The following is a 14985-nucleotide window of genomic DNA, read 5'->3' on the forward strand; positions in this document are numbered from 1 at the left end:
TTTTTGTTTATGTTTTGCTAACACTGACATCGTTAAGATGTCGCCAGCGGAAGGGGCTCAACTGAGTCGCCCTCGTCAAGAGGAATGAATGAAAGGCACACCACTATGAAGGTTCTCATCGCCGAGGATGAAGAATATCTCGCACAGGCAATCGCTCAGGGGCTGAGGCGCGAAGCAATGGTTGTTGACGTGACTTTCGATGGCGATGACGCGCTGGAGATGGTGCGTAGTTCTTCCTACGACGCGATAGTTCTGGATCGTGATTTGCCGGGAACTCATGGTGACGAGGTGTGCAGGATTCTCGCGCACCACTACCCTGAGGTGCGCATCCTGATGCTCACTGCCGCCCGCACGCTCAACGCACGCGTCACGGGGTTCGAACTGGGAGCTGACGACTATCTGGTCAAACCGTTTGAGTTCCCGGAGCTGGTTGCCAGACTGCGAGCTCTCGGCCGCCGCTCTCAACCGGCACGAGAACCTGTCCTTGAATCGTGCGGAGTGCGTCTGGACCCGTTCCGTCGCGAAGTTTACCGCAATGGGCGCTTCGTCCGTCTGAGCCCCAAGGAATTCGCAGTTTTGGAATTGCTGATGGAGGCTGACGGCGGGGTCCTCAGCCAGGAAACGCTGCTGGAGCGCGCATGGGACGCGAACGCTGATCCCTTCACCAATTCGATTCGCGTCACTATTTCACATCTGCGTCAGCGGCTCGGATCCCCCTGGGTTATTCAAACCGTGCCGGGCGCAGGATATCGCTTTGGGGAGGCAGACAGATGACGAGGACACCGCGCGGGGAACGCCGCCTGACCCTGCGAATGCGCCTGACCTTGTCGTATGCGGGACTGGTGGGCGGTGTGGGCCTGGTGATGATTGGCCTGGTGTACGCCTATATGCGCCTGGTGCCGATGCGACTGAACACCACGTTCGCTCCTCCCGCGCCTGACGGGCAAAGCGCCAGTTTTGACCTGGTGATCCCAGTGGCCCGCTCCATGCTCAACACCATGCTGGTCACATCGCTTCTGGTTCTGACGATTCTGACGCTTCTTTCCGGCCTGGTCGGGTGGATCGTGGCGGGACGCGTGATGGCGCCGCTGGTTGACATGAAGAAAGCTGCAGCTCTGGCAACATCAGGCGATTACAGTTACCGCCTGAACCTGAAGGGACCGGATGATGAGGTGCGCGAGCTGGGCGTTATGTTCGACGCGATGCTTGATTCGGTCGATCAGTCACTGCGCTCCCAGCAGCAGTTCGCGGCCAATGCGTCGCATGAGCTGCGTACTCCTCTTGCCACGACTCAGACAATGATTGATGTGACGCTGTCTGATCCGGATGCGACCACTCAGGAACTGCGGGACCTTCTGCGACGGGTACGCGAAACCAATCACGCCAACGCTCAGACTGTGGATGCGCTGCTGGATCTGTCGGCAGCTCAAGGCGGGATGCTGGCGCGCGAAGAGGTGGATCTAGCCGAAATTGTTCGCCAAGCCGTCCATGAAGTTGAATCTCTGGCGAAAGACCATGGTATAGCCATCCATACGAGCATCACTCCCGCTGCAGTTACTGGAGATCAGGTGCTGTTGCGCCAGGCAGTCTCGAACCTGCTGCGCAACGCCGTCACCTACAACCAGGCGGATGGATCTGTGAACGTCACCCTGCAGGTACACCATTCGCCTTATGCCAGTGCTTCCTGCGCAGTGCTGAACGTGACCAACACCGGTCCCCTCGTCGATGCTGATACCGTCAGCTCACTGTGTGAGCCTTTCGTGCGTGGATCCAGACGTACAGCCGGTACCACGCGCGGACATGGCCTGGGACTCGCAATCGTGCAGGCTGTCGCTCAAGCTCACCGCGGCAGAGTCGCTATTTCCGCACTCGACGAGGGTGGTCTGAGCGTGACACTCACCGTTCCTGCAACAGCGCGCATTGCCAGCCGTTCAGTGGATGCGACACGGGCTACGCCCCGCACCACGTGAAGACGTCCGGCCAGAGATAGTGATCCCGGTCAGTATTGCCACCCCAGAGATATGGCGGGCAGCTCAGCAAAGACCTGCGGCCTCGCGTGGAGGCCGCAGGATCGATCAGGCGAACAGGTAGGGGTTGATCATCTGCCACGCGAGCGGCGATGTCAGCCCTGCCAACTCCACTTCCGGTTCATCGGCCTTGGTGCCGTCCATCGCGTACAGGCACGTCGGAGCACTCAGAAAGAGCAGGGATCCAGCGGGCGCCATCTGCTCGTCCACCGCGGCGAAAATGTCGAACACATTCATCGCCCAGGTTCCCTCAAGACCGGCCTTGCCAAATCCTGTGTCGTCGTGACCTCGGCATTCACTGGCGATGACGCGTTGCAGCTGATCGACATCACCTTGGTGTGCCAGACGAATGACGTCGGAGGGCAAGTGAAGTGGGCCGTCGAAAACATTCATGTGCGGCCCGAAAACCAGCCAACGCAAAATCAGTGAGGGAACTTCTTCCGGGTCGGAACGGAACAGGTTCATCGAGTCACCCTCGGGCACGATCCACGTGACGTCCGTTGAAGAAATCCACACGGTGAGGGTGATCCGTTTGACGTCTTCCGACGGTGCGATGCGGGTCAGTTGAATCATGTGGGAACGCTGGAACAGACCGGCGAAGAGGCGTTCGGCACCGTCCGTCAGGGATTCCTCATCGCTGATGAATCCCAGGTCGACCAGATTCTTCCAGCCGTCTGAATTCGTGTCAGCTTTGCCGTCCAGCAAATCGGTTAGGGCTTCCCAGTCGGCCTCGTTGAGAATTGCAGCTGATTCTTCAGGGTTAAAACGGCTCATTGTGGGTTCCTCAAGCTATTCGACATTTCAACAAACGTGTCGTACATCGGGTCAAATTCGCGTGTCGCGCATGTCAGGGTGGCGGTCAGTCCGGCCTCGCCGTTCACCCACAGCCACTGGCACGACGACACGGACAGATCCTCCATCATGTAGACCCCCATGCGGGCTACACCATTGAGGTGTTCGTTTTCCCATGCTGCGTTTTCCAGCACCAGGAATCCGGGGATAGATTCGACGAGTTGACGCAACGTGCCGTCGTACCAGTCGATCGGATCGTCCGACCCGGTCGCGGCTTTCGTCACGACGAGGCTGGGGCGGAACCCTGATGCAGCTTCAGGACCAAGTGCGATCAGCGGGAAGGTGCTCTCAACTTCCTGGAGCATCTGCTGAGTCGGGCCTTCTTCCGGCACTTGCTGGGTGAATTGCACTTTTTCTTCAGTGCTGAGTTCTTCCCAGTCTGCGGGAAGAGTGACGAACTCAGCGTCACTACTCGTTGGACTCATCAAAATCCTCCATCGCTTCGGTGGTTATTGTCGGACTTAAATTCTTGATGTTCGGGTTGGGTCAGGCGGGTTGGATCACTGTGGGAAGTAGTCGGATCACTGTGGGAAGGCGGGACGATACCTTCAGCACGAAGGCGATCGGCCGGGTACGAGCCCGGATCGACTTGAGTCAGGGCTTGCTGCTGACGTTTTTCCAACCGCTTCTCCGGATACATCGCGTCAGGCAGACGGAAAGGGATCACTGATATCAGCGCGACGACCATACAGGCCATTGCAACGATGACGATGATACGCATTCCCTGTTTGCTCATCCCCAGTGTTCCAGCAGTAAATGCAACTCCGAAAAGCAGGAACGCCAGACCGATGGCAGGAGTGGTCAGTGCTTCGGAGTTTTTCCACCATCCGAAGATGTTCCCAACTGAGCGAGCGAGTTTTCCGAGCATGGAGTCTGAAAACATCGCAAGAGCCCATTGAGCCAGGATGAGGCCCCCAAACAAGAATGCCAGTGTGATCATCCAGAAGGTATCACTACTCGAAAAATCATCCATCGATTTCCTCATCCTCAGCTACAGAGCCTGTACTGCCGTGGATGGAGTAGCGGCGGGCAACGCGCGAAGTGGTTTCACCGTCAGTCCGCAGCCACATCCAAATCCTCAGCTCTTGTCAGATTACCTTGAGGTCACTACGCATTGCAGCGTTAATCACCATGCACAACACTCACACATCAGTAGCGGTCTTGCTGGCGCTAGTCGAACAGGCCGAAGGTAAAATCTGTTGCCTTTCCGCCAAGCCACTTACCGCCGGCACCACCCGCAACGCCACCGATGATGCCGCCAACGGCCGCTCCGATCGGTCCGCCAACAGCCATACCAATAGCTGCGCCACCCATCGCACCAGCTTTGCCGCCAGCCCAGCCACCGCCGACTTCCAGCAGCGTTCGGGTTCCGGCACGTGCAACCTTTTCTCCGGTTCCCATACCAGGATTGAGCGCACTGTCCGTCTTCCACTGGTCGTAAGCGGTGGTGCCAGCATCAACAGCGGTGAGCACACGCCCAGCATGCTTCGTCACCTTGCTGACTTTGTCGAGGATCTCTGGCGAATCTCCCCATCCCTTACCAAGGTTGATCTTGTCTTTAAATGTGTGGAACCGAACCTCTGGCGTATCTTTGAAATGCTTTCCGAGTCTCTTCGGATCGAACGTGGCACCGTTGAGCTTGAAGTTGATGCCCTTGATAAGCTTGACGGCATCGCCGGTGCGGGACTTCAGCATCTTCAGGAAGCCCAGCGTCGTACCGCCACCTGAGAACATCCCAGTGAAAGCCTTGACCAGCCAGTTGGCGGAAGTAACGGCACTGCATGCGTTCTGCAGCTCACTGTGAGCCACGTCCTCATCGCGGCGGACGATGCTCACCTCTCCCGCGAGGGTCGAATAGAGGGCCTGCTTTTCCATGTACTCAGTCCACGCCTGGATGAGAGCCGCATTCGTCACCGGATCCGCCGGAACCGGCAGCGGAGGCGGAGGCGGAGGCAGTTCGATTGAAGTCTTGGGGATAACAATCAGCTTGCCTGCTGCCGCCCGACCTTCAATGTCTTTGAGGCGGGTCTTACATGAACGAATCAACGTCACAAATGAGTCAACGGCACCAGCAAAAGTTTCGATCTCATCATGGATCTCCTGCGCTGATTTAGTGGCAGACTGGATAGCCGCGGACGCTTCAGCTGCCGTGTAGCCCACCAGCTCAGACTGCACGATGCTATTGGCCCGATCGAGGTCCTTAATACCGTCGTACACTTGGCCCCTGCCATGCAGGAGGACTCCACTCTTCCAGGAGGAGAGCGTTTCGGGTTCTATATCGAGCTTGGTGTCAATCATTTACCCATTCCTCCTGACTGGGGATAGTAAACCCCGCCCTGGGGGTAAACCGAGGTAAGTTCGCTAAAGATTCGAGCTTCTGAAGCTTCGAAATTCTGATCAGCGGTCGACAGACTGCCACTCACCTTCCCTGTTCCATCAGCCAGGGCTTTCAGGCCTTCAGTAAACTTGCTCAGTACAGCATTCACACTTGCCGTGGACTTGCCAAAATCAGGCGGCGCCCCGAAATTCACTCCCGCGAACGTGCTGTTCGCGTCGTTCAATCGCGCTTGTGCTGCTTGCGACCGATCCTGCTTCCATTTCAGATCGCCCATACGATCCCCTTACATGTCTCATCGCAGATACGTCGTGACCAACGCGCCACGCCAACTCTTCGATTGCCGCACTTAGGTTAGGGATTCAGATTAAACAGTGGGTAAACAGAATGTGAGCAGTTTTCAGGCGCCCGTCACAAGCGGGTCGGCCGCCCTCGTCAATCACGCCAACACTGAGCGAGGCCTTGCCGCCTCCAGCATCCACCGGGCTGCATAATCCACGTCCGCGGGCACCTCTCTCACGAGGAAGAACACTCATCGACGCTCCTACCTCGCGCGCGGGCGTCACGACTATTGAGGAGCGGAACCGCAGGCCCTCACAGCCCCGTCCCCGACACGTCATAGTGCAATCGACCACATCAAAAACACCTACATCGAACCGGGCATTTCTGGCTTCCGCACTGGAATTTCACTATATGGACGGGCGTGAGAGCCGAAGACAGATCAACCTGGCACGCCCCGCCAGTGCTCCACCACGCAGCGACATGCCCTGTTAAGTGAACTAGCCCCTGAAAGTTGGACTGGTTTAATTCTAGGCGGTTAGGGCTTCAAGGCCGTAGTTGAATTCGTGGTTACCAGCACCCACCGCATCGTATTTCAAGTAGTTGAACACACTAGCCATCGGGTCAACAGTGCTATCTGTCCGGTTCGAGTGGTACACCATTTCGATTCATGAGCCCTGCGCAGCGTCGCCGTTGTCTAGAAGCAGCACGGCGTTCTTACCTTTTTCTTCACGAACGTTCTGGATTGCCGTTGAGGGGTGATCCATACCGCGAACATTTTGGGGTTTGGAAGAGCCAAAGGGCTGCCCGGTGAAGTAGTCGTGGTCCACTAGGGTGCCATAAATGAAGGTTTTGGTTTTCAAAACAAAACAGGCAAGGTTACTTTTGTACTTTAACTTCACTTGAGATGCAGGTCTTACAAATTTGCGCTCGTACATATCACGGATTTGGCCGGGCGGAGCAAACAACGTTGTTTTGGTGCCTCACCGAAATTTCGTTCAGCACTGTTCGGACTATAGGAGAAATTGGCGACGGGGGTGAGACCGTTTAAGGTCTCACCCCCGTACTGTTATGCCGGTGTTTCGTCGGCTAGGCGATTAGCTCTCCTCGCCTTCTCGACGGCGTCGCACGAGCGCCAGGCCAAGGCCTGCTACGCCCATTACGGCTGCGATACCAACGAGTCCTCCTACCTGCGCGCCGGTGCGTACAAGCTTAAACTTCTTGACTCCCGGCTCGGTGGTCATATCGCCAGCGGCAGGCTTCTCAACGGTGACCGTCACGCGATCAATCTCGTTGCCGTTCTTGTCCTTGACGATAACTACGATCTTGTCACCAGGCTTAGCGTTGTCGTCGATGTCAACAACGAGGTTGCCGTCGCCATCGATTTTTGCCTTGCCGGGGCCGTCGGTGTCGACCGTCGTGCCGTCCTCAACAGGGCCGCCATCGTTCGGGATTACGACCTTGCCACCCGGTTCGCCAGAGCCGTCCTTCCAGTCCGGAGTCTTGGTGTCAGGTTCGCCAACCGTGACAGTGACAGTCACGTTGTCGGTGGTGCCATCGGGGTAGGTCACAACAACAGGAACATCAAACTTCTCAACAGTGTCCTTATTCAGCTTCGACCCATCCGGGAACGTAACCGTAATCTCACCAGTGTTCTCATCGATCGTCACTACATAACCCTCAGGAGCCTTGTAATCACCAATCGAGAACTTCGAACCCTCAGGAACATCTACACCCTTACCATCCTTACCAGTAAAGGAAGGAGCAGACTTCGTCTCCTGACCAGGAACAACCAACTTACCCTCATACGCAGGCTCGTATTCGTCTGATTCCTTGGTCACCAGAACAGTCCATGCGGACACATCGTTACCACCAGAAACTAGAACCACGTTGAAGTAGTCGCCCGTCTTGGCAGTCTCGGGGATATCAAAGGTGCAAGCTGCAACCTGAGCCTTGATGCCCTTGGACTGGTCAAGTTCACAGGTCTTTAAGACTGTGCCCTTGGAGTCACGCCACTCAACCTTCGAAGGCAGAGCTGACAGGTCACCGCTAAACGCAGGAGTAACCGTTACGCCAGGCGCAGCCGGCTTATCCGTTGCATTGTAGTCGGCGGTATTAGTGACCGGAGTGTACGGCATTATGCCGTACACTCCGGTCACTATTACCCTAAGGCTCGCTACTGCTCGTTTAGCGCTGGGAGTTTCGCCTGCGCATCGCGGTGAGGCCTGCGCCTGCCAGTAGCAACGCTGCGGCCGCTGCTAGTGTGCCCTCGACGCTCACACCGGTGCGGGCCAGTGATGAACCGCTCTGAACGCCCGACTTAGCAGACTTGCTGCCCTCAGTGCTCGGAGTAGTCACCTTGTCGCTTGGCGTCGTGCCCGGCGTTGTCTCACCTGGGTTGTCACCAGGTTGCGTCGGGTCAGACGGGTTAGCTGGGTCCGTCGGGTCAGACGGGTTAGCTGGGTCCGTCGGGTCACACGGGTTAGCTGGGTCCGTCGGATCTTCACAGACGCACTTGGTGCCAACGCGTAGCTTGCGCGTTGTCGGATCCTTGATGATCTTCTCGGACGTTTCCGGATCGCCTACCGGCTCTCCATTCTCGAGCTTCCAGGTCTTGGTGATTTCCTTCTCGCCGAATACACCGGCCTGGTCCTCAACAATCTTGCCAACTTCGAGGTTCGGATCGAACTCAATCTCAGTGTCATACGGAGTTTTCTCCGTGTGCTTGTCCGTCAACGTTGTCTGAGTCTTGGCAGGGCCAACCTCAACGATGTGCTTAACCGGATCGCTGATCTTCTCGGAGGAATCCTTCTTGGAGACCTCCCCGTTCTCAACATTCACCGTGACGGTGTGCTTGATCTCGCCCTGCTTGCCTTCCTGAACAACCTTGGTTTCACCAGGCTTCAGTTCAGGGTTGACCCGCACCTCGACCTCGAACGGAGTCTTTTCCGTCCACTCAACCGTGGTTGAGGCAGGCTTGCCCTTGGTGCCGACCTTGATGATCTTCTTGACCGGCTCCGCCACGCGCTTGGTTTCGGTCTTGGTATCCACAACCTGCGAGTTCTCAATGGTCCGGGTAGTGGTTACCTTATCCTTGCCAAGAACACCTTCCTGCACGGTTTCCTGCTTGCCAGCATCCATCGTGTCATCGAAGATGATCTCGGTTTCGAACGGAACATCCACCTCGTATTCGGAGGTCTCAGTGCCGGTGGTCTTGGTGCCAACGCGAATGATCTGCTTGACCGGCTCTGCAGTGCGTTTGGTGTCGACCACTGGATCACCGTTCGGCTTTCCATCAACAAGCTTCTGCGTCGAGGTTACGGTGTCCTCGCCAAGCTTTCCTTCCTGGTCAACCTTCTGTTTACCAGCTGCCAGAGTGTCGTCGAAGACAACTTCAGTCTCAAACGGGACAGGCTTCTTCACCGTGGTGACCAGTTCGCTAGCACCCAAGCGTGGACCGTACTCGATGATGCGAGGCTTCGCATCCTTGGTGGTCTGTTCCTCTGCAACCTGAGCCTCGGAACCCTTAGCGGTGAACTTAGCGGTGTAGGTCTTCTCGCCGTTCTCACCTTCCTGGACAACCCTTGTCTCACCAGGGGCTAGATCCGGGTTTTCGCGAACCTCGGTTGGGTACGGGATCGGAACCGTCCAGGTCACGTCCTTGGCGCTCTCAGCAGGCTTGGTACCGACGAGGACAACCTCGTTGACCGGCGCCTTGGTGCCCTCCCACGTGCCGTCCGCGTTCATCTTCTCAGCGCCAGGCACGCCCTTAGTTTCAACCTTGTACTCGCCGGCAGGAATGGTGTCGTCGTACTTGTACTCGACCTTGAACGGGACTTCACGCTCCGGAACTTTAACAACGTTGACCACAGCGGACGTGACGTCCTTAGAACCGTCCTCATAAGTCACGGTTACGGGAACCTTGACCTGGTCACCCGGCTTCGCGGTCTTAGGCGCGGTGGAGATGACGTGGCCATCTTTATCCAAGCTAACGATCCAGTCGCCGTTATCAGTCTTCAGCGTGTAGGTCGGGTTGCCAAACTCGTTCGTGTCGCCGGTCGGAGTGATGTGCTCCGGTAACGGAGCAATCTCGTAAGGCTTGTTCTCAGCAACCTTGATGTCTTCCGGCTTTTCGATTGCCAGCGGCGATGTCACCGTGTCGCCCGGGTACACCGTCTTCGGCGGGATAACCGGGTTGGACTCCCAGTTGTTCATCAACTTCACCACTGTGGTTACAGGAACCTCGGTGGTCAGACCGCCAGGCGCATTCACCTTGACAGTAACGGTGTTCTTGTCACCCGGCTTCGAATTGGCCGGCGGAGTGGAGGAAACCACACCGGTATTAGGATCGATAGTGTACTTCCAGCCGTTATCCGTGGTCTGCGTCAGCACGGGCTTGCCGTCCGCGTAGCCGAACGAGAACGTGGAGCCGTCTGGAGCACCATCAACATGGTGGTCGACGGCCTGATTCGGCCCGGTCACCTGGACGTCGTATGACGCTTTCAAGTCACCCTTGATGACGACGACAGTGCCTATAACCGTCTGCGGCTTCTGCTTGCCTTCCTCACTGTAGTGGGCCTGGACGGGAACGTTCAGGATGTCGCCTTCCTGCGCTCCCTTCGGAATCGTGGTTGTGATCTCGCCAGTCTTCTCGTCGACGTAAACGGTCCATGTCTTACCGTCCTTGCTGGTAAGAGTGGTTTCGTTCGTGCCGTCTTCGAAGGTGTAGCGCTGCGGCGCCTCATCTGACGTGTTACCACTCAGACCGCGCTCCGGGATTTCCGGAATAAGGCTGACGTTCGCGTTTGGCTGCCCCGCAACCGTGTCATAGTTCGGGATCTTGATGTCCACGATCGCCTGGAACTGGACCTCGATCTCATCCGTGGTCTGGTCCGGGTAGGTAGCTTTGAGCTTCGGCGTAATAATCGTGCCCGGGACAACGGTGTCATCTGCCTTCGCGGTGACCTTACCGGTCTCATCGACGGTCACGGTCCAGCCGGCTGGAATGGTGGCTGGGTCGATCTCGAACTTGGCCGGGTGGACAGGCTCGTGGCCCTTCATGATGGACCTAGTGCCCACCTGGGACGTGATTTCCTGGTTGAGTTTGCCCTTGGACAGGCCCGGGCGTACCAGGTCGGTCACCTGCGTGTTGTTCGGATCAACAACTACCATAAGCTGTAGCACGTCAGTGGAGCCGTTAGAGTACTCCACCGTGATCTTCGGCTGCGCGAAAGCACCCGGTTTCGGGTTCTCTGGAGCAGTGACGGTGACGTTGTAGTCACCGTCCATCTCAACGGTCCAACCCTCATAGACGTACTTCTCGTCCAACTCGACCTTAGCCTCGAAGCCGCCGTCAGCCTTCTTCTTTTTCAGTTCCTTAATCAGATCAGGGGTCTGGGTGAAGACGACCTTCTGCGGCGCAGTAGCCAACGGGCCAGTTTCGCTATCGACGCCAGAGATGATGGAGGCATCGGTCTTGTCATACTGCGGATTGTGATACTCGGTGTCGTCCAGAGAGAACGCCTTGGAGTCGATGACGTTTGCCTTGTTGTAACGGCTCAGCGAGTTGGAGCTTTCGAACGCTTTAGGTTCTCCATCCGGGTCGTTGTTTTCGCTAGCAGCTTGCAGCTGGTCCACGCTACGCGGCTTTGCCAGAACGGAAAAGTTCACGTTCTTGTCAGTGGCCAGGCCCGTACCGCGGTACTCAGGCCAGGTGAAGAAGATCTCGCCGGTCGTTTCGTCGATACGCGGGTTCTGAGTACCACCGGACGCCTCCGTGTCCGAGGTGCCGATGAATTTGCCGTTGCCGTCGTAGGCCTCCACGACCATACGGGACATTGAGTCATCCATACCCTGGCCGCTCACAGCCGGGATGTTGATCTTACCGACCTTGGTCTCTTCGCCTGGGACGATCACGTGCTTCTCAAAGCTTTCCCAAGACACCGTAATCGGGTTACATTCGATGTTCTCGCTTGGCCACGGATTCACAACTGCGGAGAAATAAACACTGCTGCCTTTCGTCGCTTTGGCACCACCTGGCGAGGTATTTTCCTGCGTGTAGTCACTCTTCCACGCGTAGCGCACGGGATTTTCGGAACCAGCCTGCGCGTACTGACTTACCTTATCTTCCGTCAAGTCCGCTACAAGCACAAGGGCCCTTTGAGCCCCTTTTCCGGTAATCTGAATGTCTTCATCGGCCTTGTGGGTAACCAACCCATCACCGTCGAAAAGGACCTTGCCAGCGTCCAGAGAAGACACAGGAGCCGCATTCAAAAACGCGGAGAGGCGACCCGAATTAGTAAAAATCCAATCAGCGAACGTGCGGTCCTTCGAGTTATCGAAGGAAAGACTCAATCCCCAAGCGGTCTTAGAAGGGCTGGTGGCGCTCGGTTCCAATGTATTCCAAGTGAAGCCTGCCTGACTGCCAGACGGGGCCGAGTCTTCAACAACACATGAACCGGCCGGCAAGTCCGAGGCCAGCTGAGCATCCTTCTCAATCGCTCCGGATTTTTCGCGGATGCCGCCGGTAAATGGTGCCGCAGCAGCTGACTGCGGGGCGATAAAGCTTGGTGCAACTCCAAGCGCGCTTCCTACCAAAGCTACGACTGATAGCGTAACCCAAGAACGACGCAAAGCGCGTTTTGGTTCGGTGGCGGGTTGTGGCATACGCATGTATTTTCCTTCCTCCAACTAGTCCTGGGACATTCTGGAAGTCTCAATGGCCCCAATGAAGTAAGTATTGACTTGTGGCCGCCCATATCCTCCGACGCACTATGACTTCGTTCTCGTCCGTGGGGCACCCGTATACTATACCATTCGCGGACAACGGCTTTACAGGCGAGTGTATACACTACGCAGGCGATATTACGCACTGTATGGGACGAATAGCCTATTGACCTCTGTCCCGGTAGCACGCCTGTGGTTTGAGGTTTTATGTGAGTACGGGGGTGAGACCGTTTAAGGTCTCACCCCCGTACTGTTATGCCGGTGTTTCGTCGGCTAGGCGATTAGTTCTCCTCGCCTTCTCGACGGCGTCGCACGAGCGCCAGGCCAAGGCCTGCTACGCCCATTGCGGCTGCGATACCAACGAGTCCTGATACCTGCGCGCCGGTGCGTACAAGCTTAAACTTCTTGACTCCCGGCTCGGTGGTCATATCGCCAGCGGCAGACTTCTCAACGGTGACCGTCACGCGATCAATCTCGTTGCCGTTCTTGTCCTTGACGATAACTACGATCTTGTCACCAGGCTTAGCGGGTCTGCTGAGGGTTTGGTTGACGTCTAGCTTGTTTCGCTGGGGCGGGGCAGGGAAGGGTGTTGATTATGTTGGAGTTGTATTCAGAGTAGTTCAAAGCTGATGCTGTGGCGTTGGTGGAGTCTGGGGTTACTTTGCCGTCAGGTGTGTGCTGATTTGGGGATCTCGCGTTCCTCGTTGCAAAAATGGATTACTGATGCGAGGTTGCAGGCTCAGGGGATGCAACCGTCTGCCGATCCGGTAGCGGCTAAAGAGATAAGCCAGGCTTTGAAACGGATTCGCGAGTTGGAGATGGAAAACGAAGTGCTACGTGCCGCGGCGGCGTACCTGTCTCAAGAAGCGATTCGCCCAAAAGGGTCTTCCCGACCGTGGAAAAGCTGATCAAGGCGGGTAAGGCGACCTTGACGGTAGCGGCTCGGGTACTGGGGTTTTCCCGCCAAGCATTTTATAAATGGGCTGCTAAGCCAGTTTCGAACAGGCAAGCCCAAGAAGTATAGCTTATAGACAAGATTCGCCAGATTCACAGTGACGATCCTGAATTTGGTTACCGCCTGATAGCAGACGAGCTCCATGATCAAGGGATAGAGATTTCTGAGCGTCGAGTATGGCGATTGTGTTCTCATGCTCAGGTGTTCTCGGTGATCGCTAGGCGTAAGCCGCGTGGGAAGAAGTCGGGTGCTCCAGTACATGATGACCTGTTACAGCGTCACTTCCACGCTGATGCGCTCAACGTTGCGTGGGCTACAGATATTACGGAGCATTGGACCAAAGAGGGCAAGCTGTATCTGTGTGCGATCAAAGACCTGTGCTCGCGAAGAATCGTGGGCTATGCGACCGGTGGGCGAATGAAATCACGCCTCGTGGTGGCGGCGCTCGATGATGCGATGAGGAAACGAGGCAATCCCCATGGCGTAATCGTTCACTCTGATCGTGGCTCGCAATTTCGTTCTAGAATATTCCGTGCCGCGCTGAAATCTTACGGCGCGAGGGGATCTATGGGCAGAGTTGGAGCGTGTGGGGATAACGCTGCGATGGAATCTTTCTTCGCTCTTGTACAAAAGAACGTTCTTGATCGTGGCTCTTGGAACAGGCGCCGTGAATTATCTGCCGCGATCACTCACTGGATTGAACGGACATATCACAGGAAAAGACGGCAACGAGCACTGGGTAAATTGACACCAATCGAATACGAAACAATCATGGAACCAGCCGCATCCCTTGCGGCCTAAAAATCAGAAGGAAAACTGTCAACCAAACCCTCAGCAGACCCCTGGTATTGGAATCCTTGGTCGGTGTGGACTACCAGACCCGGGCCCGGCTTAGCCTTGTTCAAAGCCTTGCGGAGACTGGTGTTGGTCAGTTCAAGATTGGCTGATTTCCCGACCGTGTAGGAAACGACTGAGTGATCGAACAAGTCGATGATTGGTGAGAGATAGATCTTGGACGATCCGAGACGGAACTCGGTAACGTCAGAGACCCATTTTTGGTTCGGGCTAGTAGCAGTGAAGTCGCGGGCTAACACGTTTGGGGCAATGGTCGATAGTGTGCCTCGGTAAGAGTTATAGCGTTTCTTCTGACGGACCAGGCAGGTCAGTCCTTCACGCTTCATAAGCTTGGCGACGAGTTTACGAGAGACCACCAGGCCCTGGCGGTGTAGGGCGAGTCGGATCCTACGGTGACCATACCGACCGCCCGAAGCTTCAAAAATTGTTCTGATCTTGGCTCGAAGATCAGCATGTTTATCTGGCTGTCCTAGGCGGGCTTGATGGTAGTAGAACGTTGATCTGGCCAATCGCGCTACCCGCAAAAGAACATCGAGATCATGATGGGACTTGAGTGTAACGATTACTCGAGCTCGGTCTATTGCTCGTTGTTCATCAAGTCCCTTAATGCTTTTAGGTAGGCGTTCTCCGCTTCTAAGTCCCTGATCCGTTGTTCAAGTTCCTCAGTTTGAGATAACACCCTGGGACCGGTCTTAGGTCGCCTGCCCTTAGGCTTAGGGCGCAAGCCGTCTTCGCCTTGGTCGCGATAGATCCGCACCCAGCTCGTCACCACGTTGACAGAAGCCAATCCCAAGTCCTGCGCGATACTCATCCGGGTCTTGCCGGCCAGAAAGCGTTGAACAGCATCACGTTTGACTTCAAAGGTAAAACTCGCTTATGTGACTTATTCACAAGAACAAGCCTGCCATGAATACGCCACCGATTATAGAAACGATCGCACGGCTTGAAACTCAAGC

12 protein-coding genes and 2 pseudogenes are annotated in these 14985 nt (G+C 56.1%); 3 read left to right on the plus strand and 11 right to left on the minus strand.

Going from position 1 to position 14985, the window contains the following annotated elements; translation table 11 throughout:
- Positions 1-105: 105 nt before the first annotated feature.
- Together BN3002_RS07745 and BN3002_RS07750 are read left to right on the plus strand one after the other, a co-directional pair.
- The gene (locus tag BN3002_RS07745) at positions 106-774 is read left to right on the plus strand and encodes a response regulator transcription factor (RefSeq protein WP_058237373.1); all 669 of its coding nucleotides are present in this window, start codon (positions 106-108) and stop codon (positions 772-774) included.
- Positions 771-1970, plus strand: coding sequence for a sensor histidine kinase (locus BN3002_RS07750; protein ID WP_082628601.1), 1200 nt, complete (start codon positions 771-773; stop codon positions 1968-1970). The genes BN3002_RS07745 and BN3002_RS07750 overlap by 4 nt, the downstream gene beginning before the upstream one ends.
- A 105-nt stretch (positions 1971-2075) precedes the next feature.
- On the opposite strand, the gene BN3002_RS07755 is transcribed toward BN3002_RS07750, so the two are convergent.
- The 9 genes from BN3002_RS07755 to BN3002_RS07795 all read right to left on the minus strand — a co-directional run bounded on the left by BN3002_RS07755 (position 2076) and on the right by BN3002_RS07795 (position 12683).
- Positions 2076-2801, minus strand: a complete 726-nt coding sequence (locus tag BN3002_RS07755; protein ID WP_058237374.1) for a hypothetical protein — start codon at positions 2799-2801, stop codon at positions 2076-2078.
- Positions 2798-3304 (minus strand): hypothetical protein, encoded by a 507-nt coding sequence (locus tag BN3002_RS07760; RefSeq protein ID WP_058237375.1) that lies wholly within the window; start codon positions 3302-3304, stop codon positions 2798-2800. Before BN3002_RS07760 ends, BN3002_RS07755 begins: the two co-directional genes overlap by 4 nt.
- Positions 3304-3852 (minus strand): hypothetical protein, encoded by a 549-nt coding sequence (locus tag BN3002_RS07765; RefSeq protein ID WP_058237376.1) that lies wholly within the window; start codon positions 3850-3852, stop codon positions 3304-3306. The genes BN3002_RS07760 and BN3002_RS07765 overlap by 1 nt, the downstream gene beginning before the upstream one ends.
- 197 nt (positions 3853-4049) lie before the next feature.
- The gene (locus BN3002_RS07770; protein WP_058237377.1) at positions 4050-5177 is read right to left on the minus strand and encodes a hypothetical protein; all 1128 of its coding nucleotides are present in this window, start codon (positions 5175-5177) and stop codon (positions 4050-4052) included.
- Complete coding sequence (locus BN3002_RS07775) at positions 5174-5491, minus strand: hypothetical protein (RefSeq protein ID WP_058237378.1); 318 nt, start codon at positions 5489-5491, stop codon at positions 5174-5176. Before BN3002_RS07775 ends, BN3002_RS07770 begins: the two co-directional genes overlap by 4 nt.
- A 670-nt stretch (positions 5492-6161) precedes the next feature.
- Positions 6162-6395, minus strand: a complete 234-nt coding sequence (locus tag BN3002_RS07780; protein WP_016455163.1) for a hypothetical protein — start codon at positions 6393-6395, stop codon at positions 6162-6164.
- A gap of 195 nt (positions 6396-6590) precedes the next feature.
- Positions 6591-7652: a YPDG domain-containing protein gene (locus BN3002_RS07785; protein WP_058237379.1), complete on the minus strand. Its 1062-nt coding sequence runs from the start codon at positions 7650-7652 to the stop codon at positions 6591-6593.
- A 28-nt stretch (positions 7653-7680) separates the two neighbouring features.
- Complete coding sequence (locus BN3002_RS07790; RefSeq protein ID WP_058237380.1) at positions 7681-12165, minus strand: G5 domain-containing protein; 4485 nt, start codon at positions 12163-12165, stop codon at positions 7681-7683.
- Between the two features lie 335 nt (positions 12166-12500).
- Complete coding sequence (locus BN3002_RS07795) at positions 12501-12683, minus strand: LPXTG cell wall anchor domain-containing protein (RefSeq protein ID WP_058237381.1); 183 nt, start codon at positions 12681-12683, stop codon at positions 12501-12503.
- Between the two features lie 170 nt (positions 12684-12853).
- Between BN3002_RS07795 and BN3002_RS10790 the strand changes: the two are divergent.
- Positions 12854-13975 (plus strand): annotated as a pseudogene (locus BN3002_RS10790) (IS3 family transposase).
- On the opposite strand, the gene BN3002_RS10930 reads toward BN3002_RS10790, so the two are convergent.
- Positions 13972-14637, minus strand: coding sequence for an IS3 family transposase (locus BN3002_RS10930; RefSeq protein WP_117394374.1), 666 nt, complete (start codon positions 14635-14637; stop codon positions 13972-13974). The pseudogene BN3002_RS10790 and the gene BN3002_RS10930 overlap by 4 nt on opposite strands.
- Positions 14607-14870 (minus strand): annotated as a pseudogene (locus BN3002_RS11490) (helix-turn-helix domain-containing protein); the annotation flags it as partial. The pseudogene BN3002_RS11490 and the gene BN3002_RS10930, both read right to left, overlap by 31 nt.
- Positions 14871-14985: the final 115 nt, after the last annotated feature.

Origin of the sequence: Actinomyces ihuae (genome assembly GCF_001457875.1) — a bacterium.
GTDB lineage: Bacteria > Actinomycetota > Actinomycetes > Actinomycetales > Actinomycetaceae > Pauljensenia > Pauljensenia radingae_A.

Coding starts and splice junctions, on each gene's coding strand:
- BN3002_RS07745 (WP_058237373.1), top strand. CDS start 106: ATGAAGGTTCTCATCGCCGAGGATGAAGAATATCTCGCACAGGCAATC.
- BN3002_RS07750 (WP_082628601.1), top strand. CDS start 771: ATGACGAGGACACCGCGCGGGGAACGCCGCCTGACCCTGCGAATGCGC.
- BN3002_RS07755 (WP_058237374.1), bottom strand. CDS start 2,801: ATGAGCCGTTTTAACCCTGAAGAATCAGCTGCAATTCTCAACGAGGCC.
- BN3002_RS07760 (WP_058237375.1), bottom strand. CDS start 3,304: ATGAGTCCAACGAGTAGTGACGCTGAGTTCGTCACTCTTCCCGCAGAC.
- BN3002_RS07765 (WP_058237376.1), bottom strand. CDS start 3,852: ATGGATGATTTTTCGAGTAGTGATACCTTCTGGATGATCACACTGGCA.
- BN3002_RS07770 (WP_058237377.1), bottom strand. CDS start 5,177: ATGATTGACACCAAGCTCGATATAGAACCCGAAACGCTCTCCTCCTGG.
- BN3002_RS07775 (WP_058237378.1), bottom strand. CDS start 5,491: ATGGGCGATCTGAAATGGAAGCAGGATCGGTCGCAAGCAGCACAAGCG.
- BN3002_RS07790 (WP_058237380.1), bottom strand. CDS start 12,165: ATGCGTATGCCACAACCCGCCACCGAACCAAAACGCGCTTTGCGTCGT.